The sequence below is a fragment of the Sphingobacterium thalpophilum genome, from assembly GCF_901482695.1.
In the GTDB taxonomy this organism is placed as follows: Bacteria; Bacteroidota; Bacteroidia; order Sphingobacteriales; family Sphingobacteriaceae; genus Sphingobacterium; species Sphingobacterium thalpophilum.
Genome location: NZ_LR590484.1, coordinates 4,317,931 through 4,340,839 on the forward strand (window position 1 = coordinate 4,317,931; position 22,909 = coordinate 4,340,839).

General features: G+C 39.9%; 24 protein-coding genes. 12 read left to right on the top strand and 12 right to left on the bottom strand.

The genetic code is table 11. From position 1 onward, the window contains the following. Positions 1-74: 74 nt before the first annotated feature. The 7 genes from FGL37_RS17990 (at position 75) to FGL37_RS26145 (ending at position 5,066) form a co-directional block, all read left to right on the top strand. A complete protein-coding gene (locus FGL37_RS17990; RefSeq protein WP_160169527.1) occupies positions 75-563 on the top strand; it encodes an RNA polymerase sigma factor in 489 nt (162 codons plus the stop codon). Between the two features lie 11 nt (positions 564-574). Continuing rightward, positions 575-1,063 carry an anti-sigma factor gene (locus tag FGL37_RS17995; protein ID WP_028071234.1) on the top strand — a complete coding sequence of 163 codons (489 nt, stop codon included), beginning with the start codon at positions 575-577 and terminating at the stop codon, positions 1,061-1,063. A 195-nt stretch (positions 1,064-1,258) separates the two neighbouring features. Further along, positions 1,259-1,462 (top strand): hypothetical protein, encoded by a 204-nt coding sequence (locus FGL37_RS18000; RefSeq protein WP_028071233.1) that lies wholly within the window; start codon positions 1,259-1,261, stop codon positions 1,460-1,462. 395 nt (positions 1,463-1,857) lie between these two features. Then, entirely contained in the window at positions 1,858-2,712 is an 855-nt protein-coding gene (locus FGL37_RS18005) for a hypothetical protein (RefSeq protein WP_028071232.1), read from the top strand. Between the two features lie 177 nt (positions 2,713-2,889). Continuing rightward, positions 2,890-3,738 carry a hypothetical protein gene (locus tag FGL37_RS18010; protein WP_028071231.1) on the top strand — a complete coding sequence of 283 codons (849 nt, stop codon included), beginning with the start codon at positions 2,890-2,892 and terminating at the stop codon, positions 3,736-3,738. Between the two features lie 261 nt (positions 3,739-3,999). Then, on the top strand, positions 4,000-4,404 hold the full coding sequence (locus FGL37_RS18015) for a DUF3592 domain-containing protein (protein ID WP_197734482.1): 405 nt from the start codon (positions 4,000-4,002) through the stop codon (positions 4,402-4,404). Then, entirely contained in the window at positions 4,320-5,066 is a 747-nt protein-coding gene (locus FGL37_RS26145) for a DUF6850 family outer membrane beta-barrel protein (RefSeq protein ID WP_160169526.1), read from the top strand. The genes FGL37_RS18015 and FGL37_RS26145 overlap by 85 nt, the downstream gene beginning before the upstream one ends. Before the next feature lie 178 nt (positions 5,067-5,244). On the opposite strand, the gene FGL37_RS18025 is transcribed toward FGL37_RS26145, so the two are convergent. From FGL37_RS18025 to dinB, 3 genes are all read right to left on the bottom strand, one after another. Further along, complete coding sequence (locus FGL37_RS18025) at positions 5,245-5,718, bottom strand: OsmC family protein (protein ID WP_028071228.1); 474 nt, start codon at positions 5,716-5,718, stop codon at positions 5,245-5,247. Positions 5,719-5,805: 87 nt separating this feature from the next. Continuing rightward, positions 5,806-8,742 carry a DNA polymerase III subunit alpha gene (locus FGL37_RS18030; RefSeq protein ID WP_028071227.1) on the bottom strand — a complete coding sequence of 979 codons (2,937 nt, stop codon included), beginning with the start codon at positions 8,740-8,742 and terminating at the stop codon, positions 5,806-5,808. After that, entirely contained in the window at positions 8,723-9,907 is a 1,185-nt protein-coding gene (gene dinB, locus FGL37_RS18035) for a DNA polymerase IV (protein ID WP_037534018.1), read from the bottom strand. Before dinB ends, FGL37_RS18030 begins: the two co-directional genes overlap by 20 nt. 578 nt (positions 9,908-10,485) lie before the next feature. Between dinB and FGL37_RS18040 the strand changes: the two genes are divergently transcribed. The 3 genes from FGL37_RS18040 (at position 10,486) to FGL37_RS18050 (ending at position 12,432) form a co-directional block, all read left to right on the top strand. Beyond that, a complete protein-coding gene (locus tag FGL37_RS18040; protein ID WP_028071226.1) occupies positions 10,486-11,088 on the top strand; it encodes a DUF6088 family protein in 603 nt (200 codons plus the stop codon). A gap of 3 nt (positions 11,089-11,091) precedes the next feature. Continuing rightward, positions 11,092-12,099 carry a nucleotidyl transferase AbiEii/AbiGii toxin family protein gene (locus tag FGL37_RS18045; RefSeq protein WP_028071225.1) on the top strand — a complete coding sequence of 336 codons (1,008 nt, stop codon included), beginning with the start codon at positions 11,092-11,094 and terminating at the stop codon, positions 12,097-12,099. 114 nt (positions 12,100-12,213) lie between these two features. Beyond that, positions 12,214-12,432 carry a metallophosphoesterase gene (locus FGL37_RS18050; protein ID WP_028071224.1) on the top strand — a complete coding sequence of 73 codons (219 nt, stop codon included), beginning with the start codon at positions 12,214-12,216 and terminating at the stop codon, positions 12,430-12,432. A gap of 593 nt (positions 12,433-13,025) precedes the next feature. On the opposite strand, the gene FGL37_RS18055 is transcribed toward FGL37_RS18050, so the two are convergent. The 9 genes from FGL37_RS18055 to FGL37_RS18095 form a co-directional block, all read right to left on the bottom strand. After that, the gene (locus tag FGL37_RS18055; RefSeq protein ID WP_028071222.1) at positions 13,026-13,493 is read right to left on the bottom strand and encodes a DinB family protein; all 468 of its coding nucleotides are present in this window, start codon (positions 13,491-13,493) and stop codon (positions 13,026-13,028) included. 66 nt (positions 13,494-13,559) lie between these two features. Further along, positions 13,560-14,120: a hypothetical protein gene (locus tag FGL37_RS18060; RefSeq protein WP_138096922.1), complete on the bottom strand. Its 561-nt coding sequence runs from the start codon at positions 14,118-14,120 to the stop codon at positions 13,560-13,562. Between the two features lie 49 nt (positions 14,121-14,169). After that, entirely contained in the window at positions 14,170-14,826 is a 657-nt protein-coding gene (locus tag FGL37_RS18065; protein ID WP_051607196.1) for a cysteine hydrolase family protein, read from the bottom strand. Between the two features lie 12 nt (positions 14,827-14,838). Then, a complete protein-coding gene (locus FGL37_RS18070) occupies positions 14,839-15,225 on the bottom strand; it encodes a nuclear transport factor 2 family protein (RefSeq protein WP_138096924.1) in 387 nt (128 codons plus the stop codon). 73 nt (positions 15,226-15,298) lie between these two features. Then, positions 15,299-16,033, bottom strand: a complete 735-nt coding sequence (locus FGL37_RS18075) for an SDR family NAD(P)-dependent oxidoreductase (RefSeq protein WP_028071218.1) — start codon at positions 16,031-16,033, stop codon at positions 15,299-15,301. A gap of 4 nt (positions 16,034-16,037) precedes the next feature. Further along, positions 16,038-16,256 (bottom strand): tautomerase family protein, encoded by a 219-nt coding sequence (locus tag FGL37_RS18080; RefSeq protein WP_028071217.1) that lies wholly within the window; start codon positions 16,254-16,256, stop codon positions 16,038-16,040. 11 nt (positions 16,257-16,267) lie between these two features. Beyond that, on the bottom strand, positions 16,268-16,804 hold the full coding sequence (locus FGL37_RS18085; RefSeq protein WP_028071216.1) for a YceI family protein: 537 nt from the start codon (positions 16,802-16,804) through the stop codon (positions 16,268-16,270). Positions 16,805-16,923: 119 nt separating this feature from the next. After that, positions 16,924-18,006, bottom strand: a complete 1,083-nt coding sequence (locus tag FGL37_RS18090; protein WP_028071215.1) for an NAD(P)H-dependent flavin oxidoreductase — start codon at positions 18,004-18,006, stop codon at positions 16,924-16,926. Positions 18,007-18,067: 61 nt separating this feature from the next. Further along, positions 18,068-18,655 carry a Crp/Fnr family transcriptional regulator gene (locus tag FGL37_RS18095; RefSeq protein ID WP_028071214.1) on the bottom strand — a complete coding sequence of 196 codons (588 nt, stop codon included), beginning with the start codon at positions 18,653-18,655 and terminating at the stop codon, positions 18,068-18,070. 670 nt (positions 18,656-19,325) lie between these two features. Between FGL37_RS18095 and FGL37_RS18100 the strand changes: the two genes are divergently transcribed. Both FGL37_RS18100 and FGL37_RS18105 read left to right on the top strand, forming a co-directional pair. Next, on the top strand, positions 19,326-21,437 hold the full coding sequence (locus tag FGL37_RS18100; protein ID WP_081817946.1) for an McrB family protein: 2,112 nt from the start codon (positions 19,326-19,328) through the stop codon (positions 21,435-21,437). Position 21,438: 1 nt separating this feature from the next. Continuing rightward, complete coding sequence (locus tag FGL37_RS18105; RefSeq protein WP_028071213.1) at positions 21,439-22,836, top strand: McrC family protein; 1,398 nt, start codon at positions 21,439-21,441, stop codon at positions 22,834-22,836. Positions 22,837-22,909 lie beyond the last annotated feature (73 nt).

Consider the following 22,909-nt stretch of genomic DNA (forward strand, 5'->3'; position numbering starts at 1 on the left):
TAACACAAATGGTATCTGATACAAATAAAACGAGTGACGAAAAACTTATTGAAGAAGTTTTTAATGGAAATATTATGTCTTTTTCGATTTTAATAGACCGGTATAGTTCGTTTGTTTTTCAGATCGTGATCAAGATTACTGGCAACAGGGAATTTGCAGAAGAGATTACACAAGATGTCTTTCTCAAGGTTTATAAAAACCTACATAAATTTCAATTTAAGTCAAAGTTTAGTACCTGGTTATATCGGGTGGCATATACCACAGCAATTTCTGCCAATAGGAAAGTGCCGAAATTATTTTTAGTTGAAGATTTTGAGAAACACTATTCTAATGAGATTTACGAAGAAGAGACCGAAGTCGAGTGGCTAGATAAAGGACAGTTAAATATGGCCTTTAAAAAAGCGCTATCCGACCTCGATGAAGCCGACAACCTGATCATAACCTTATATTATCTAAATGAGCAGTCTATTGACGATATATGCACGATTTTAAATCTCAGGAATAGCGCCGTCAAAACCCGGCTACACAGAGCTAGAACACGATTAAAAAAACTCTTAATATAAATTTGCACGCGATGTCTGAAAACGAGTACAACGAAAATATGCTTTGGAAGTTTGTCGATGGCAATCTTTCCGAACAACAAAAAAGCGATTTGTTACAGGAATGCGCTGTTAATAGAACTTTGGCCGATAAACTGGAGGAGATCAAATCCGCCCATTCCCGGTTGAAACATTTGATGGAGGAATCTATTATCCCCGGTCCTCAATTGACTACCGCCGTTATGTCAGAGATAAATAAATTTGAAATGGCAAAAACGGAATCTGATAGAAGATATAGCTCGATTATTATCATGGCCACTTTTCTGATACTTATCGCGTGTCTAAGCATTCCGCTCTATTATTGCATCACAATAGCAACTTATAAGGATAATCTTTTAGCCATCCTCAGCAATGAAATTTTTTTGAGCTCCATTCCAATTGTACTGGTTTTCATCGCTGCGCTTTTTGTCTCTTCCAAGATCAGGCTGACCCTGTTGAAAGACGGTATGATGCGTAATTTTTAGACGGAACGTTTGCTCTTGACCAGTAGCATCCAAAGGAAGTTATCAATAAGACGCGACTGAAAGGTGGTTTTAGATGATGTAATAATATTCTTAAATAAAGCAAACTCAAAGTTGAACATTACGCTTTTAAAGTCTGGCTCGATGTCCTCCTATAAAAAAATCGGATTAGATGTTTGATTTGCTTATTTTTGGAGTATGAAAGCATTTCGTCTAGATAGGTCGGCATTCAAAGCCCATAGTGCAGAAGATGCAGCAAAACATGCGAAATATTATGCGGATTTAAGTTGGCAACTGCGGCTCGAAATAGCATTTTATTTAAATAGCGTTGCGTATAATTTTCCAATTGATAGTCTCCCTAAAGTGGATAGAAGTAAATTTAAAGTTTCTTCGATAGGCTAATCAAGAACTTTTCATGGCAAATATTTTTAACGAAGATTTCAGGGATTTTGTTACAGCGTTAAATAAAAACGAAGTACGATATACTATCTAGGCATAATGTCAGGCCAATTGTAAAAAGAAGGAAAAAATCTGATAAAACCCAGATCTTCACATCTAAAAAGAAAGGTTGAAAGGACACAACAAACAGATAAAGTGGAAGCCGAAGACCAAGGCATTTTTACGCCTCGATCCAGATTTTAGAGATGAGGAGGCCAAGCGGGAGTTGTTGAATAGTCTCAACCGTGCGTGTATCTCGTTTCTGACGAAGTGGAGGGATTCTACGTCTTATTCTGCCTTTTTCGAGCATTTGTGAATAATCGGTTTAAATATAACTCGTTTAGACAATATTATAAGTTATGAGATATTATAGCATTAAATTCATTTATTATCTAACGTTAAATTGTTGCCTCTTAATTAGTTGTAATAGTTCAGCTTTAGCACAAAATAAGGTTCATTTTAGGAACAAACAGATAACAAAAAACATTGCAAAGCTATTTGAGAACTATCCTGATGTTAATGGTTTGCAAATTAACTTTCGGAATGATACCGCGGAATCAATTTATATACTTGGGAAAAATGAGGACAATATATTAAAAGGGTCAAAATATGAGACTTATTATTCCCTCAAATATTCTGGCGATCTGTTTTTTTTGAAAAGGAAATTTCCGATGATAGACGAATTTGTGCGAAGCAATAGATTGGCCGACAATATTAAAGTACATGAGAGGGAAAGAAATTTTGTTTTAGTCGTAGAACCATCGTCCACTTCGATCAAACCGCTTTCGGATACAGGACCGGTTTTTTGTGGTTTCCGACACTCATCTTTACTGAGATTTGTGAAAAGGTTAAATGCTAATTATAAAGAAACAATTGTTCCCGCAGGTGATTCTATTCTGATTCTTCAGGCTATTGTAAACAGAGATGGCAGTCTTGGCAAAAAGATGCTATTGCATGGAAATGAAGACGATAAATTATATCGCTATATATGCGCTAATTATCAGGACTATAATCAAGAAAACAAAGCTAATTTAAATACTAAAGGATTGTTTTTGCCATATCTCTCAGGAGGAACTCCTTTAACCAGCATCATAGAGATTTTTGTGCGCTTAAATCCGGACAGGACATTTAGTGTCAGTGGGAGTGGTAGAGAAAGAAAGCTTCGCATGAAGGATTATAAAGAAGATCCGAACGCTCCTCTGCAGATATATTAATAATGTTATGAAATACAGGATCTTCGGAGGGCAACTCACTTTTGGCCATGACTATGGCCTCTTTGGGTGGATCAAATGGAGTAACACATATTGCGATGCCTGAGAGATACAAATCAGACTGCCATCGGTCAGCTATGAGACAGAAGTTGATGGGATGAAACTTTAAGAATTGAAGTCATGAAAAAAAATATAACAATTTTGTTTTTGTTATTACTAGTTTTTGGTTTTTTTATAGAAAACGGTTGTGCCCAATCCGCTTTTAAAGATTCTTCGGATGAAAAGAAGTTACAGGCAATTTTCAATACTTATAAAAATATTGATTCCTTAAATATGGTGTTTTTTAATAATATTCCATCACTTCTTTATGTCGACGAACCATTGGAGGCCGAACTAGCCTACACGGGAAATAAAAAGAAGCTAACAATATATTACCTGAATTTTGAGGGCGATCAATTTTGGCTAAGGAACAAATATAATCTTCTATACGATTTTGTTTCTCAGAAGGACTTTATTTCTAAAGTTGAGCATCCCGGACAAGGTAAAGAGTTCAGAATATTGCTGACTCGCAGAGGCTCTAAAGTTGTTGATAGAGCCTACAGTTCTGCTTCCGGCCCGGGCGCATTCCTCAATCCTCAGAGAAAGCAGCATTTCATCGACCTGCTCAACAAAAATTATTTGAGCAAAAATGAAGCTGTCACTGACTCCATATTGATTATACAGTTTGCCACGACACGGGATGGCACCTTAGCCCAGCACGAAATTCTCTATGGGCACAAAGAATCACCGCTCTACAAAAACTTCTTTAAGACATACGCTGAATTTAATTCCAGATTGCCTAAAGAGCGATATCCTGCTACCAAAGGTCTCGTCCTGCCAAAGATGCAAAATGGAGAAAGAGTCGGTCTGATTGATTTTTTTATCCGGCTTAATCCGGATCGAACATTTACCGTTTCGGCACAGGGAAACGATAGAGATTTAAAAATTAAGGATTTCAAAAACGATCCCGAAAATCCGCTTTTCCTGTAGATTGTTGATTAATGCGAAAGAAGAAAGGATCAAGCAGATCGATTTTGAAAGTTTACATCTTTCATTTATGTTAACAGTTGCGATTTGATCAACTCTTTTATCCAACTTCCCCAGCCGAATAGGGGAAGCTTTTTTTTGTACCGCAGAAACCTGTATCGCTGTAGTAAAAGAAGATTTTTGAAAATTGTTTATATTCGTTACTGTTTATTTATCAGACAGATATAATAAAATATTAAGGTGGGACAACTTAAAAACAGATCTATGTGGCAGTATTATTTAATCCTTGGCTTAGGATTAGTTTTCCTTTTACTTGCAATATTTAGCTTCCGCAATACAATGGCATTTTTAAAAAATGGCGCTAAAGCTACAGCAACAGTAACCGATCTTCACAGCTATGAATCCGAAGGCGAAGTATTTGCACCGGTATTCACCTTTCGGACAAAAGACAACCAATTAATTACATTTGAATTGGCAGAAGGAAATGATCCTCCGGCCTGGAAGATAGGGGAAACGACCACTGTAATTTATGATCCCCACGATCCCTCAAAAGTATCGCTATATGGTTATTTTCGGATTTTTATTTGGACTATAGTTTCGCTTTCAATAGCTTTTCCATTAATAGTAACTGGTGGTGGCTATTTTATCGCTTCGAGATTTATCCTTTAAGGGCCACTTCCAAGAATTATAACACACGGGGTATCTACAATGAGGCAGCCATTAAATTCGAGGCCAGCCTTAATATCGTAGGGAGACGAAGTAATGATTATCTTAGCTTTTATAGTGAAAGGGTAGAGGGATCAGATCTACTGTCAGATTTATCAACTAACCTGAGCAAAAGTAACTATGAAGTGCAGGCTTGGACCAATCGTTTGACTTATATGAAAGAAACCAAGAAATCGAGCAAGCTGAACTATCAAATCGCGCTAGGGTTGGAACATTATTTTTTAAATCGTCAGGATCATGCCTCCGGGATAGATGTAAGCAATCATATCATTAAAACCAGTTTGCCCTTGGGATTGACTGTAAGGCGGAATTATGAGGAAAAATGGGTGATCAACTTTAACCCCAATATTCAGATTCCTGTCTCCGGTAAACTGACCTATTCAGAAAATGCTTTGAATAACTTCATCCGGGACGTTATCTTTTGGGACTATAACTATTTGAATACATCCAACTATGGTGCTGATTTTAGCGTTGAATTTATATCAAAACGTATTGTTAAAGATTACAACCTGGGTGTTTTTGGTGGATGGAAGTATCAACGAGGGAAGGTGAGTGGATATTTGAACCGACAACAGTACGAAATAGGTATGAGGATGTATCTCTAAATCACCCGTCATTTATAGAAAACGCGAATCAGAATTTAATTAAAAGCACCAAATATCTACTCCTTAGGTCAGATACGATTGAATAAAACCATTTTTAAGGGTCTCGTTCTTAAAAACAATCCGATGGTAGCGGAAAGTTATTCTCGTTTCTAAACTATTGCATCTTTTGATAATAGCTTTATTTCAGAACCTTACATTGGGGGTTATGATACACCGGGAAATTACAAGAATTTGCGATAAAGCACAACTCATTAGCTTTCGAATGCAATGACTGAGCCAGCTCAATCATATCTTCATTGGCTACAGTTACAACTGGGTTTAGTGATACCTCTGTAAAAGCTCCGCTGCCTTCCGCTGTTTCTTGCATGGTTCCGGTAGCCTCTTCAACATAATCAATGACTACGACACCATTTACAGAGCAAAGATGTAGGTACCAAAGCATGTGACAAGATGATAACGAGGCTACCAATAGTTCCTCGGGATTGTAGCGAGATTTATTCCCTCTAAATGAAGGATCTGAAGACGAAAGCAATACTGGTTTTCCTTTCGCATTTATTTCGTGGTCTCTACTGTAAGCGTTGTAACTGGAAGTCCCTGAACCTAAGTTTCCCGTCCAAATCAGGTTCAGTTTATAGTGGTGTTTTTTGCTCATTGTTTACTTTATTTTGTACTGCTCTAATTTGGGTTCTATCATTATATGAAGGTAGCAAATTTCCGAGTTCATTAAATAATATCTGTCCTATTCACTTCTCGGATCAGCTTTCAGTGGCATCTTTCCACAGCGGATGACTTCGATCGACGGGCAGCCGTATTCCAGGATAACCTTTCCTTCGACAAGGTAGATCCCTGTGCCACGCAGCGGATATTTGGGTAGCGTCTGTGGGAAATGGACCGTGTCAAAAAATCGTCCTTCGACGTCCAGAAACGTGCCGAACTTCATCAGGTCGCCCCGCTTGGTCTTTACAAACTTTTCGCAGACAAAGTCGCCGACGATGCGGATGATCTTTCCTTCGTGCTGCGCCAGATCTCTGGCCAGTACGTCGCCGCGGTAATCACTTTTGGTCAGATCGAAAAGCGTTCCGGTCACACAGAATCCGATGAGCTCGATCTCATCATAATAGTCCTCCAGAATATTTTCCTCCAATGGCGGTAGGACAGGCATCCGTGATTCCGTCTCAAATAAAGCCTGGCCGGCCATCGCCGGTTTATGCTTACTCATCAGCAGGTGCGCCTCCCACAGCAGTTGTTTTTTTCCCGATCCTGTAAACCGAAGGGCACCCACGCGTATCAGGATGACGACCTGTTCCAGACCTGCAGAAGTACGTCGGATAAAATCTTCCAGTCCAAGAAAATCTCCATGTTGTTCCCGCTCCGCAATAATGCGCATAGCCAGATTGTTTTCCAGATTCAGCAGACAGTCAAAACCCAGAAAGATATCTTTGCCCCGGATCGATGTGTTGAAAGCAGAGCGATTAACGCAGGGCAGGCAGATGTTGCCTCCGGCAATCCGCGCCTCGTTCACATAAACTTTACGATTGTAGAATCCGCCGTAATTGTTCAGCACCGCCACCATAAATTCCAACGGATAATAGGTCTTGAGAAAGAGACTCTGATAGCTCTCCACGGCAAAGGAAGCGCTATGAGCTTTATTGAAACTATAGCCTGCAAAGGATTCCATCTGCCGCCAGATTTCGCGGCTGATGTTGTCGTCATAACCCTTAGCACGACAGTTGGAAAAGAACTTGCTCTCGATCTCGATCAGGTGATCCTTGCTGCGGTATTTGCCCGACATCATTCTGCGCAGCACATCGGCATCCGCCATATCCAGACCACCATAGGCATTTGCTATTTTCATCACGTCCTCCTGGTATACCATCACGCCGTAGGTTTCTTCCAGTTGCTCCTTAAATACAGGGTGGGGGTAGACCACGCTACTGGGGTCGTGGTGGCGTTTGATAAATTCACCCATCATGCCTGAACTGGCCACACCGGGACGTATTATGGAGGAAGCCGCCACCAGCGTGAGATAATCATCACATCGCAGTTTGGTCAGCAGCTGCCGCATAGCGGGACTCTCGATATAAAAACAGCCAATTGTATTCGCTGATCTTAGCTGTGCAGCAATGTTGGGGTCTTTAAAGAACCGCTTGGGACTGTTCGTATCGATCACAACACCAAGATTTTCCCGCACGATGGTACGGCAGTCTTTAATATGCCCTATACCACGTTGAGACAGAATATCGAATTTTTCAAAACCGATATCCTCGGCAACATACATATCGAACTGCACCGTCGGTAGTCCTTTGGGCGGATGGTCCATGGCAGAGTAACAGGTCAGAGGCTGCTCCGAAATGAGCACACCGCTGGCATGGATCGTCCGCTGGTTAGGGAAATCCGTCATACGGTTGTATACCGACAGGATGGTATTTGTTACCTCATTTTTGTTGAGCATATGCTCGGGTTCGTGTACCAGGCGGTCGATCTCAGCTTTGGGCAGGCCATACACTTTACCGAGCTCACGAAGGATACTCCGCGAGCGGAAGGTGCTCATGGCGCCCATCAGGGCCGTATGTCCGGTCTGATAACGCTTAAAGATGTAATCATACATCTCATCCCGTTCATTCCAGCTGAAATCCACGTCAAAGTCGGGAGGGCTTTTCCGTTTGGGGTTCAGGAAGCGCTCAAACGGAAGGTTCAGCTCAATAGGATCCACATCCGTAATACCCAGACAATAAGCGACAGCAGAATTCGCTCCCGATCCCCGGCCTACATAATGAAAGTCCTTTCCCCGGGCATAACGGCAGATATCGTCCGTGATCAGGAAGTAACTGGAAAACCGCAGGTTTTCGATAATCTCCAGTTCACGCCGGATACGTTCACTCGCTGCTTTGTCATTTTTGCCGTATCGCCTGTTAAAACCATCCATGCAGTATTTATGCAGTAGCTCTTTGTCATTATATCTATTTCCGGTAAACGTTTCTTTGTTTTTGACACTGGTAAAATCAAAACTGAACGAGCATTGGCCGAGTAGGCGATGGGTGTTGGCAAGAAGCTGCGGGATATCCATGTACATGCGCATAAGTCTTGCTTTGGGTACGAAAACCTCGTCCTCCGGCGCAATCTGCTCCGGGCCAAGCTGAGAAAACAATATGTTATTGTCAATCGCCCGCAGCTGCCTGTGAAGCGTGTAATCTGCTTTTCTGAAACTCACCGGAGCCAGGATCACACAGCGCTCCAGTACCGTTGGGCCCATGAGCTGTACGCGGTGGCGTTCACCCGGGCGGATTCCGATATACTCAAAATCTTTGAGCGCAAATTGGTTCACCCGCCGGAAAGGATAAATAACGAACACATCCTTAAATTCAGGAGCACGTTCAGCTACCGGCCGGTTCTCCCTATTGAGCATGGTCCGGTATTCATTGATTTCCCTAAACCCGTTTTCGTTGCGGGCTATGGCCACAAAACATAATGAGTTCCCCTGACGGAATTCCATTCCGGTGAGGATGTTGAGTCCTGCCTCCCGTCCCTGGCGTACGAAGTCCAATGAACCGGTGCTGTTGTTGATGTCGGTAAGGACAGCGGTATCATATCCGCCGGCCATCATGCCATTGATCAGGTCCTTTATACTCAAGGTACCATATCGCAGACTATAGTAACTATGAAGATTTAGCAGCATAGTTTCCCCCTTTCTGTTCCGGTACCGGAGCACATATCGCTTTCATCAGATATTCTGTTCCATATCGCTTTCTGATCCAGTCCATGGCCTGCATCAGATTGACCTCCTCGGCACTATCATCAAAAAGATCCGTCTGATAGGCACCATGAATCAAGCCGGAGAACTTTACGCCGACAAGCCGGATCAGCATGCGCCTGCTGTACAGTTTCTTAAAGAGGGAGAGGACCACCTCGGTCAGTTTTTTGTCCGAATTGGTATAGGCCAATTTTAATTGCTGGGTATGTGTATCAAAATTACTGTACCTGATTTTCACCGTGACACAGCTTGTCAGCTTCTGATCCTTCCGCAGTTCAAAGGCCAATGTGTCTACCATGCCGATAAATGTGCGTCGCAGCATGTCGACATCGATCGTGTCCTGCTGAAATGTTGTTTCCTTTGAAATGGACTTCTGTTCACGAAAGGGGAGTACCGGACTATCATCCAGCCCGTTCGCCTTTCTCCAGATGCTCACGCCATTTTCACCCAGCACTTTCTGCATGGTGAACACTTGCATATCCTGCAGGGTCTTGATTCTGGAAATGCCCATATTGCACAAAAGCGTATATGACTTTTCGCCCACCATTGGTATTTTTCGGATGGACAGCGGAGCCAGAAACCCTTTTTCCGTGCCTTCTGCTACCTGCTTTTCACCACACGGCTTGGCTGTACCGGTAGCAATTTTACTGACAGTCTTATTGACAGAGAGGCCGAAGCTGATGGGAAGCCCCGTCTCCCGCATGATGCGCCGCCGGAGCTCCTGCGTCCATTTCCAGCAGCCAAAAAATTTATCCATTCCGGTGATATCGAGGTAATGTTCATCAATACTGGCCTTTTCGACGATGGGTGTTTTCTCCTCGATTATTTCAGTGACGATATTGGAATATTGGCTGTACAGATCATGATCCCCCCGCACCACTATTGCTTCAGGGCACATGCGCAGTGCTAAGCGCATGGGCATCGCCGAATGCACGCCATACCGACGCGCCTCATAGCTACAGGATGCAACAACACCACGATCGCTTGATCCACCGATCAGGACCGGCTTGCCAACCAGCTGGCTATTCTGCAAACGCTCTACCGATACAAAAAAAGTATCCAGGTCGCAATGAACAATGTTCCTCTCCATCTTATAAGCACATTATATCTGTGATTCGCCATAAAAAAGTGCAAATCACTCAAGTCAAAATTACTAATAATTTTAGCAATATTCCTATAAGTGAAACTGAAATTTATACTATACCGTTGATTGTAAGTGCTATAAAATTGAACAGTTCTGGGTACGCGACATTAAACACACTTCCTAATCGACCGTATCAAAGTCATTTGACATTGGGGTTTCGGACAATTTCGGAAACGAAAGACAGGTAAGCTTTCTGTCTAACGGACTGTTTCCGTTTATCTGATCGCACAATGAGACTATAAAATATCATATCAGAATTGTCCAAAGTGTGTTCTAAATGGACATAAAGTGCAAAAGATAATGAAATAAGAAAGTGGATTTGCAGTAAAAGTGAGCCCGCATGTTATTGATATAATCGAATGTGTGAATGCACATAAAGCACACTTATCTTTGCAGATGTGTACATTTGCAAAGATAGGTGTGCTTGACGACTATCCAAATTTCACTAAAATATTTAATCTCAAATACTATTGTTTTCTGTAACAAATATTTACTAAATTTGTTACAGAAAAACGAATTTATAAATGCCGGAAATAGCTAAAAATAAGATAGAAAACAAAATTTTAAAATCGTCTCGTGGTAAGTTGTTTTTCGCTGACGACTTTAAGAATTTTGCTACACCAGAAAATATACGGCTGACACTTTTCCGTATGGAGAACGATGGTCTTATTGAAAGACTGGCTCATGGTATCTATATCAAACCAAAGAAAGATCCTTTGCTGGGTACAATATATCCTAATATCGGAGAGGTTGCAAAGGAAATTGCTAAAAGAGATAAAGCTCGAATTGCTCCAACAGGTGTGATGGCACTGTATTTACTGGGGCTTACGACACAAGTGCCTTTAAAGGCGGTGTATCTAACTGATGGCTCGCAACGTGAGGTGAAAATAGGAAATCGAACCATCAAATTTAAACGAACTGTTCCCAAAAGCTTTGCCATAAAAGATGAGTTATTGCATCTTATTGTTCAGGCTTTTAAGGAGAAAGGGCAACAGGATATTACAGAAGAATTTTTAGAGACTATCAAGCCGGCTGTAAAAAAGCTAGATGAGAAAGTGATGCGGAATCAAGTAGTATATGCCCCTGTGTGGATTCAGAAACAAATCAATAACATTTATCAGTCTTAACTTATGTGGATAAATCTAACCGATGAACAAAAGCTTCAGGTTTTGGAGCAAGTTGAAAATGAAATTGGATTACCTGCGTTTGTGGTTGAAAAGGATTGGTGGGTATGTGTGATATTAAAAGCAGTTTTTCGATCTAAATATGCAGGTTCAATAATCTTCAAAGGTGGTACGTCATTGAGTAAGGCATATCACCTGATAGATCGTTTCTCCGAAGATATAGACTTGATCATTGATCGTCATTTGTTAGGATTTGATCAATTGGAATCTAAATCTCAAATAAAAAAGTTGAGGAAAGCTTCTGGTGCGTTTATTATTCATGAATTCCGTGAGGAGCTTATAACCCAACTGGATCAACTTGGTATCGATCGGGAACTATATGAAATAAGATATAACGATCATATAGATGATACGAGTGATCCAAATACATTGGAGATACATTACCGAACCTTTGTCCCAACGGATAATGTTTATATTCAGCAACGGGTTCTTTTGGAAATGGGGGCAAGATCACTAACCGAGCCGTTTGAAACAAAATCTGTAATATCATTTCTTGACCAACATTATAAAGACCTCGATTTTACTGAACCTTCCTTTGATGTTCAGGTGGTTATTCCTACACGTACGTTTATAGAGAAGGTGTTGCTATTGCATGAGGAATTTTCAAAACCAGGCGATAAGATTCGAACGGATCGATTGACTAGGCATTTATACGATTTAGATAAAATTATGAAAGCCGAATACGGTGAAATGGCCATTGCTGATGATGAATTGTTCAACACCATTGTTGAGCACCGTAAAACGGTTACACCATTGAGAGGAATGGACTATTCTAATCATGTGAAAGGGAAATTAAGCATCATACCACCCGAAGCCGTAATGGAAAAGTGGGAAGCTGATTATAAAACGATGCAGGAAAATATGATTATTGGAGAAAGTTTGAATTGGGATGAGTTGTTGGGTGCAATTCGAGAGATTGAGGTGCTGTTTAATAATAAGTATGAGAAAAAATGATTTCTCGATGGCTGTGGTAAATATTTGGGATATTAAAACTTCTATCTGATTACATTTATGAGATAGATAAATTGACTGAGTGAATAAAAACTATTAATTTTTACTAAAAATACTATGATAAGGATATTACATCTTACAGATTTTCATTTAAATAATAAAACTATCAAAGATTGGGACGATTTTTTGGGAGATGCTCTTTTTAATAAGTTAGAAGAATTACATAAAGATACTCCTATTGATTTAGTTTTGTTTACAGGAGATATGATTGATAAAGCAGGCTATGATTTTGGCTCAGTGAAGAATGGATTGGAGTTGAGCTCTCCCCAAATTTAGGAGCGTTCTAAAGTAGAGAATTCGGCTGTCAAATGCATAACTGGGGCTTGACCATATTCCAACTTTATATTAGATTTGGGGATAGACTCAAATTAGAAAGAGCTTTTTAAGATTTTAATCCAATGACACAGTTTGAGTTACATTCCCATCCCATCTCTGAGTAACCCCTTCAAAATCTTCAGCACTTGGAGCCATGATATAAAAATCACCTGAACTGTTAGCGAATTCGTAATGGTATGTATCAATGAGCCAATCGCATAGACCTCTGAGTGGCGGCAAATTGGCCAGGCCGACTATTAGGGATATTAGAATTAGATATCTTGCTGGTTTTTTCATATTAGTTACCTGTCGTAGATCGCTGAACATTCACTGGGTTTGTTGTCGCACCTGCAATCTAAATCCCTTTTGCCTTAATGGATTTATATAGTCACCGTTGAGGAACAACTCAGCTTCCATGAGAGATCGGTCCAAACGGCTACCATTCATGGGTAGAGTAGGAGAGTGCTAGTGCTATTCCCGCACTGATCTAGAAGTATTGTGATTTCCGGTTAATGAATTCATTATTGCATTGATAGGGCATACTTATGCCTTATTTAATTTAGAAGTTTTAAATAGCTCAATATTATCCCATAGTGCTCGGCTTCGTGAAAGTTAGCAGCCCGAAGTGCTTGGAGGTGATTGGTTATGGTGATGCCAATTGGTAAGCTAAAGGGAGTGTATTTAACAAATATGCCCGATTCTAGATCTTTACGAAGCTGATTTACTGTATAAAGTAGTAAATGTTTTATTTCATCAACGTCTGGCATACTTTTCCATGTATGTGGCGAAGTTCCGATTTTGAATGTTTCCATAAATTCCTGCGATATATGCATTGGCAGGCCGCTACGCATATACATATGCCTCTGTTGGGATGTGATACAGTGGCCAATCTGCCAAACTATATTATTGTTGAAGTTTTCAGGGATTTTAAATAATATTTTGTTGTCAACCGTTTCTAATAATTGGAGCAACCTGGTTCTGCTAGCTTTTAAAATCTCAAATTCAAATAATTCGTTAGTCATCGTTTAAATCAATTAAAGAAAATCCAATATGGCCTATTCCAAATCTACTATAAACTTGGGATATGGTCAAGCTTCAGCAATGGTGTCCGCTTTTCCTGTAGCCAGCCCTAATGTCTGACGCTCGATACTGGCTGCAAATAGAGGAGTTTCGCCACGGTTGTGTTCTATGGAAATCGGTTGCCGTTGCGCTTTAAAAGTTTCAAATGGGATTCCTTGTTTTGCGAGTATTAACATCATTTCGTCGGTTGCGTGAGTTATTACCCGGTTCGTAAATTCCGTTTGTTTGTCGTTGATTGCTTTTACGGAAAGTTCCCATTGCACATGTATAACGACTCGTCCCGTAGGGGTGAATACATCCGAGAAAGATGTCAGAACGAGTTGGTGTGGCTTTGAAATTTCCTCCTGGTAATGTTGAACCATAGGGTTGCCGCCTATCACCTCAACATTGACTGACATTCGCCGCCCGTCGGCACCTATTCCTTTCGCTGCCGTGATATGTGCTGGCGAGCAGCTTTGATATTCTGCTTCTGTTAAACTAAATACCCATTCCGGAATATTTATTTTTTCGATCGGAGCGTTTATTATAGCGCTAAAACTCGAATCGACTATTTGATCTGCTATTTTCATATTGTACCCATGTCGTTTTTTATATTTTATCAGTGTGGTATCCAAAACGTTAACTTTCCATATTCAGGATATGAATCAGCTCATTTGATTTCAAGATAGCGTGAGCATACGTTGGACCATTAATTTCGTGAGCGGCGTGCATATTCTCCCATGAGTATGCAGCAGTACCATCCGTTACCAGTGTAACATGATACCCTAGTTCCATCGCCATGCGGCCTGTAGCTTCGATACAGGAATTTGCCAACATACCAATGAGGATTATTCGGTCAATATCATGCTGTTTCAGTTGAAAGTCAAGGTCAGTATTTACAAATCCATTTTGTGACCAATGCTCTTTAATAATAATATCATCTGGCGTAGGTAAGAAATCCTGATGAAATTCTCCTCCCCACGAACCCTTCGCAAAAAGCTGCCGCTCATTAGTCGAAAGCTGTGTCGCTGTTGGGTACTTCCAATGCCTATAATCATTGGGTTCGGCATGATGATGGGGGACATATAGGATCTGTATACCCAACGTTCGTGCGGTATTTATTATGGCTGACATATTATCCAGCAGATTGATCTTTTCAATCACTGCTTTTGATTTGAAATAAGATTTGCCATCAGGATGCAAGAAATCATTATACGGATCCACGATAAGTATGCCCGTTCTCCTGTAGTCGTATCTGCCATATCTGGCAAAGCCGTCAATTGTATGTTGATTCATGTGCTTCGTTCCTTATATTTGATCAGCTGTATCTGTCATCATCTTATTTACGATTAACCATTGGCCATCGATGTTGTGAAATGAAAGGTAGTCATGATAGTAAAAGTCGTACATCTTCACTTTCACTTCAGCAATAGCAATCGAGTTGACGGTAGAAATCTTGAGAATTTCGCCATGGAATGGCTTGCCCGAATCCTTCGGACTTTGTCGGTGTGCGACCCCATCAAGATACTCTGCAAGATTTTTTGCGTAAGGCTGACCTTTTACATCCCCAAAGAGCAGTGCGCCAGGATGATAAGCAGTGCTTAATAAAGCAACATTACCTTCGTAAATCCCTTTGAAATACCGATTTTCCAATACATCGGAAATAGCGGCTATTTTTTCTTTTTGCGTTTCCATTTTAATTTTGTTTTGAGCTTTGCTGCCCCAACAAATGCAGGACAGCAAAACGATTAATTATATGTTTTTCATCTTATTTTAAATTGTGACCAGCTCCCATGCCGCCATCGACATTGATAATAGCCCCGTTAATGAAATTACTTTTGGCAACGGTGTAAATCATCTCTGCAACGTCCTGCACTTCGCCCACACGGTTCACAAGATGTATGCCCGCCATTTTATCGCTGCTGTCACCGTGCATTGGAGTACGTATCACACCGGGCGCAATTGTATTTACCCGTATATTCCGGCTGCCAAATTCGGCAGCTAATTGGATTGTTAGTGCATGGATGGCTCCTTTGCTTGCTACGGGGGCAGAAGCCGGAGCGCCACCTAACCCATAATATACCAGCGGTGTACCAATGTTGATAATCACGCCTCCCTGCTGTTTCAGCATTTGCGGAACAACGGCCTGCGAAGTGAAAAACGTTCCTTTCAGGTTGGTGTCCAAAAACTTGTCAAGATATGCCTCGTCCACTTCAAGAAAAGGCTTGTTGTCAAAAATCCCGGCATTGTTTATCAGTACGTCAATGCTGCCAAACTTTTCCAAAGCAACGTCGGCCAACCGTTCTCCGGTCTTTTTGTCCTTTACGTTGCCTGCCACCATTGCGAGATTGTTGCCGCCGCCTAATTGCTGGTACACACGCTCCAATTTTTCCGGTGTGGTGGAATTAATGACTACATTATCGCCCTTTTCCAAAAAATATTTGGCCACCCCTTCACCGATACCAGATGATGCTCCGGTTACAATAATTGTCTGTTTGCTCATAATCTTATTTTTTATCGGCAGTAATGCCTTTTTCACGTAACACGGATGTCTGTTCTCCAGCATAGCCCCAATCGTCCAATTCAACTTCCTGTATAACGATATGGGTTAGGTGCGGATCTTTGTTCAGCGTATTTGTAATAAGGTCGGTAACGCCTTTTATCAATTGCTGTTTTTGCTCACGGGTAACGCCCTCCTTTGTGATTTCAATTTTTACGAATGGCATGACAATAAGATTTATGCGTGAGCAGCTTCTTCCACTGCTTTTGCGGTTAATAATACATTCAGCTCAAAATCATTGTAAATGAGTGTATCGCCGAGGTTCTGGAAGAAATTACCGGAACGGAACTTGATCCCGTATTTGGTGCGGTCAATGACGATTTTACCCGTTGCCGTAAATGTGTCGTCATTAATGGTAGCCTTAATGTCGAATACCACCGGATTTGTAATGCCTTTGATGGTAAGATCCCCCTCAACCTGGTCACCTTGTACAGACGTGATGGTGAAGTCGGCTTCAGGGTGCTGGTCGATACCAAAGAAATCATCAGAAGCCAGGTGACCTGCAAATTGTGCATTGGTCGCAGGGTCTGTGATGTCCAATATTTTGATAGATGTTGTATCTACCACAAATCTTCCTCCTTTGATCTGACCTTCAGATACAGTGATTTCTCCATCTTTCAGATTGATGGTTCCGTTGTGTGCTCCGGTTACTTTTTTACCTACCCAGTCGATGTTGCTCTGTGCAGTTACGATGTTGAATTTTTGTGTTCTCATTTTTTTAAATTTTTATTGTTTTAAAATTCTACAACAAAGTAACGATGTAATCAGGGGGCAGTTACGTGACCTACATCACATTCTCTAAAAGTCAAAAAAGTTGGAGCAAATTGGAGGTACTATCTCATTGCGTCAAAATGTGCATTCGTGCCTTCGACAAGTGATCGCATTAAGGCGGATGCCTTTTTGTGCTTCAACAGGGGCGCAATCTGTCCGCCCCAAAAAAACACCATGTCCGACTTTTGTTGCTCTATGGCTGCTTTTCGCAATGAAGACATTAATGTAGTTTGCAAGGGGAATGGCAAAATAGACTGCTCATTTCCCACCAAGTTTTTTGTGATCGGTGTGCTGATCCCTCTGCCCAATCTACCGGTATAGGCTCTTGATAGGGTCGTATATTTTGCTTTATCGGAAAACAGCATTTCCCTGTGGGCTGGCAGCGCACCGGATTCGTCACAGGCTAAAAAAGCCGTACCTATCTGTGCTGCATCAGCACCTAACGTCAGTGCCGCTGCGATGCCTTTGCCATCAGCAATACCTCCCGCAGCGATTACAGGCACTTTCACTTTTTCGCTGATTAGTTGCAGCAGTACGAATGTTCCGGTCGTGGATGATTCCGCCGAAGCCATAAAAGACGGGCGATGACCGCCTGCCTCAAACCCGGAAGCAATAATGGCATCCACGCCTGAACGTTCCAATGCCATAGCTTCATCCAGCGTTGTCGCTGCACCTACCGTTACAATGCCTCTTTTTTTACATTCTTCCATCACGTCAGCGGGCAAAGTACCAAACACGAAACTGAACACCTTTGGGCGAATATCCAGCACGACGGCTAATTGATTTTCAAACTGGGTCTTAAAAGGAGCGGGTTTTTCGGGAAAGGGGATGTTCAGTTCCTCAAAATAAGGGCTGAAAGCCTTTTTTGCACGTTCGTACTGCTCATCCGTTGCCAGCCCGCCGGGCGCATCGGTTTCAGATACCCATAGATTAAGATTGTAAGGTTTGCCGGTGGCTGCTTTTATCTTGCTGTCAATACCAATAATTTCATCCGGGCTTAATGTATAAGCACCATAACCGCCCAAACCGCCCATATTGGAAACGGCTGCTACCAATTCAACAGACGAAAGGTTGCCGCCAAAGGGCCCCTGCAATATTGGATAATCAATACCTATTAACCGGGTAATTTTCGTATCGTTCCACATGATATTTCTTTTTTAATTACACCGTCAAAGGTGGCAATGAACAGAACAAACATTACGTGACTTACATCACATTCTTGTGTGAATTGTAAAGACGGCTTAGTGTTTCTCTTGATACGCCCAAATAAGCAGCAATCAGGTGTTTGGGAACGAGGTTGTATAATTGCGGGTACATACGAAGCAATTCCTCATACCTGGTTTTGGCGTTATTGTTCATAAAGGAAAGCAAGCGTTTTTGGGATGCGACATAGCCACCATTGGTACGCCAGCGAAAAAAATGTTCCATTTGGTGTATTTCGCTGCAGATTTTTTCCCGGTCTTCATTGGAAAGGCCGAGCAGCTCAACATCTGTAATACAGTCCAGATTGACCGTAGCTTTGGTCTGTGCGTACAAAGCATTGTAATCAGATGCCCACCATGTGGGCATTGAAAATTGCAGAATGTACATCTTTACATCATCATTGATGTAAAATGTTTTTAAGCATCCTGAAACGACAAAATACTCGCAATTTACTTTATCACCCTCCCGTATGACCATCTGTCCTTTGCTAAAAGAAAGTGGCTTAAAATGCTCAAAGACATAATCAAATTCCTCCGGGGTAAGCGATGCCCGTTTTGCTATATGTTCTCTTAAAAGTTCTTTTGCATCCATAGTATAAAACTGAATTAAACCTTACCCATGCTGTCAATTCCTTGTTGTCGAGTTGTTGGCATATTTTGCTTTTTCCGCTCAGATGTTATTACCAAATATACCCATAAATTTTTAGATGGTATTTTGCAGGGAAGACATTATTCAAGTTATTAAAAAGATATCATTTCTCATTTCTAAATAGTATTTTCATCGTTATTAGATCCAAAATATTGTATAGCCGGTTAGCAATTCACTTTCACTCTGTCGGCTTCTCCGGCCGATTAGAGGAGGCCCAATCCGCAATAGCTTTGCCGATATCATTTAAATCAAATAAGTATGGCAAATCAATTTTTAATTAAGGAGACGATGGATGCAATGCGCAATCTATCAGCAAATGAGGTCACCGCCCTATAGGATTGAAGTTCGCCAATTATCTATTCGCTCAGCACAACTTTATTGGACGATGGGGGGAGTAGTGTTATCGAGGTAGGAAGCGTGAAATTGGAACATCAATTTATGGAACGTGATGGTTTGGCTTTGAATGGCGGGATTTGGCACAAGCAGATTAATAGAGAGGTATTTAATTCGTATTTTTGTTGAAACAAATAGTTACACAAAATATGTATTGTTCTAATATTGAGTGTTAGATGTAATGCATAACTAACACAAAAGCAAGAGAAATTAAATCCGAATGAAGAGAAAGTATTGGGTATTATCCCCAAATGTCATGAATGGTTCAGATGAGATAGACTGGAAAAACTCTATACAGAATTTAAAACGAGCATTTATGGGATATGATGACACACATCGCTTTGGTCAAATCTTCAAAAATGAAATTCGCATTGACGACGTGATACTTATTGCACAAGGACAAAATTCACACAAAAAATTCTTTTTGTGTGGTTTTGTAGATTCAGAAGCAAAATATGAATTTGTGGACGGAACACCAGACAGCGCACAAAACCGAAAATTAAAATTTACAATTCCGAAAGAACGCCTTGACGAATTAGAACTTGATTTCAATGGCAGCACTTGGGGTGGATCAAAACAACCTGCAACACTTTATCATTTAAAACCTGATGAGGTTGAAGCAGACAATAAAATTGTAAACTTATTAATTGCGGAATTGAACAAACAGATTATCAAACAACTTATGAACAACATAAAATTATCTGAAGAAAGACAAACTCAAATCAAAGCGCTTTGGAACAAGTTTAAAAGCGAAACCAAAGAAGAATATAAAAAAAGTAATAATGAAGAGATTGATAATTTGATAGTTCAATGGAATCAATACAAGGATAAAATTACAAACGATACATTGAGTTTAGACGATTATACCAATACATTAGGAAGTCCCACAGCAACAATGCCAGGCGGTTATTTGTGCAATTTCTTAGAGCGTACAACTCGAACTGTTTTAGGTTCTTCCAAACCTGGTAATGCGGAAAATTTTGAAGTAAAACTTAATAATGACAATCAAACATATTTCATCAAAAGTCAAAAAAAGCAAAATGCCACTCGACAAGAAGCAGAAACTTATTTTAACCATAATATTAAAAATTTATTGAGAGACATTGTTTCGACTCCTGATCCATTAGAAAAGATACGTTTGGTAGAAGAAACAGGTTATAGTGCTAAACAGATTTTGATGAAATTGGCTGTATTAGACAATTTACCAGACTTTTTATACATCTATTCTACACAATGGCTGGAAGAATTATACAACGAGTTTATTGATAGTGATGCCGAAGGAATTTTTACCAAAAACCATCACGTTTGTATTGTAGCAAAAAAGCTATTAGAAGTAGATGATCAAGACAAAGGTGAACTTATTTTACTTTCACGTTTTTTGTGGCATTATGGAAATTCAAAAGCTATTGCGGACGTAAACAATCCCAATGTCATATTGTATGGACCACCGGGAACCGGTAAAACATATTCCGTGGTCAAAAGTTTAGATTTTGTTTGTCAAGGTGACAGTTCTCGATACGAAGTATTACAATTTCATCCGTCATTTACCTACGAAGATTTCATTGAGGGTATAAAACCTCAAGGAGTTTCAAAAGACGGAAACATTCGTTTTGAATTGGTAAACGGTGTTTTTAAGAATTTCTGCATTAAAGCGAAAAATAGCCCTGAAAAATCTTTCTATTTCGTAGTAGACGAAATAAACAGAGCGAATCTTTCAACTGTCTTTGGAGAGACTTTATCGCTTTTAGAAAAAGATTACCGACACAATAGCAAGGGGAATAAGAATTTACTTAGAACCCAATACTCAACTCTTATCGAAGATCTAATTAATCAAGACAACGAAAAATACAAACATTTAGCTTATTGCCTTGACAATAATGAGGTGAAATTTGGTGTTCCCGAAAATGTATTTTTCATCGGAATGATGAATGATGTTGATAAAAGCATTGACGCTTTTGATTTAGCACTTCGCAGAAGATTTAAGTGGATAAGGAAGGATTGCGATTACCAAGTAATTGAAGAAGAAATACATTTTAGAGGTAAAGAAGAATTTAGCAATATAAGTCAGTATGTAAAAGCCTGTGAAAAGTTGAACAGCTATATTTCAAACGACTTAGGTTTGGGTAAATCTTATGAATTTGGTCATTCATTTTTTATGAAAATTAGTGACATCGCTAAAAGAAAAGAAATTACCCCAAACAATGTGGAAGTTTTATTCAACTTGTATCTACGTCCAACATTGAAAGAATACTTAAGAGCTGTATTTGCGGAAAGCGAATTAGACAGTAAATTAGTTGAAGCCTTGAATAGATTTAAAGAAACTTTAAAATAATATGAGAGTTAGTGTACCTGTTAATCATAATTTTTATGAAGAAGCACCTATCCGAGAGGCGGATTTAGGCAATGTTTTCAACGTAAAAACAGGTGTGAAACATTTGCAACAAATATTTTCTTCTGTCTATGAACTAAAATTTGGAGCAGAACAGCTAAAACAAGTCAAAGTATTCAACTTCAAACGTAATCGTCATTTTGAACAAGACGAAGAACGTCTTATCCTGAGATTATATTCCAAAGAAAATATGCAACAAGAAAAAGAATTCATTATACAAACTGGTTTGTATGCTGGTGTACTTTTTCACAAGGGTTGCAAAATCAATATTACAACAAAGTATGGGGACACTTTTTTAAAACGAATGCTCAATTTCGTAAATGATATTTATGTAGATAATGAACAAATCAAAGCTAAAAAAGATGAAACAGAAAATCAATTTTTGTTTATCATAGCCCACTTATTTATTCAAGCATTAGAAAAAGCCGTTGTCTTAGGTTTGCCACAGCAATACGAAAAACATCAAGAAAGAAGCCATAAAGTAAGAGGCAGTATAGATTTTAACGATTATTTGAAAAGAGACATTCCGTTTCAAGGAAAACTAACGACAACCTTCAGAGAGCGGATGTATGTCCAAGAAATTGTTGATGTTCTATACTTAGCATTGAGAAAATTAGAAAGTGTTTTTGGAAAAGAAATTCACAGTCGTTTACTTGGATTGAGCCAATTATTAAAACAGCAGTATTCGGGATATTTTGCGAGCCACGCAACAATACAAAAAGCTAAGACACATCAAAGTATCAACAATCCAATGTATCATGGTTTTAAAAAGGTTTTAGAGTATGCGGAAATAATTTTGCTGAACAAAGACGTAATGCCGGACAATGAAAAACAAAACCTGGCGACAACTGGTTATCTGTTTGACATTGCAGAATTGTACGAAATATATCTTGAAAAGCTTTTGAGTAGAAATTTCCCTAACTGGTTTGTTAGTGGACAAGTAGAAATTCCAATTTATCAACAGCAGTTTTATCGCAGGTCTATGTTTCCTGACCTAATAATGAAACACAAGGTAAGTGGAAAAATTATTGCTCTTGACGCAAAATTCAAGAAGATGGAAATGCAGAGCAAAGACATCGATAGAGCTGACTTACATCAAATACATTCTTATTCTGGTTATTATCAAAATGATTTAGTAGCAAGTGGTTTGATTTATCCATTATCAAAGAAAATAGACCTTGAATATTATCATACTGAGTCTTTATATGGTAGTAGTAGTAATGACGTTCATTTTGTGATTGATGGAATCTTTGTTTTTGAAAATCAAACGATGCAAGAACTAATTGAAAGCGAAAATGAATTTATTAAGAGAATTTCATATTTGTGCAACAGAATGCAATAGACCTTTATCAAAAAATCATTTTTAGAACTCTGCAAGGGTAACTGGTAAATGTAATCTCTGTGGATGCCACAGG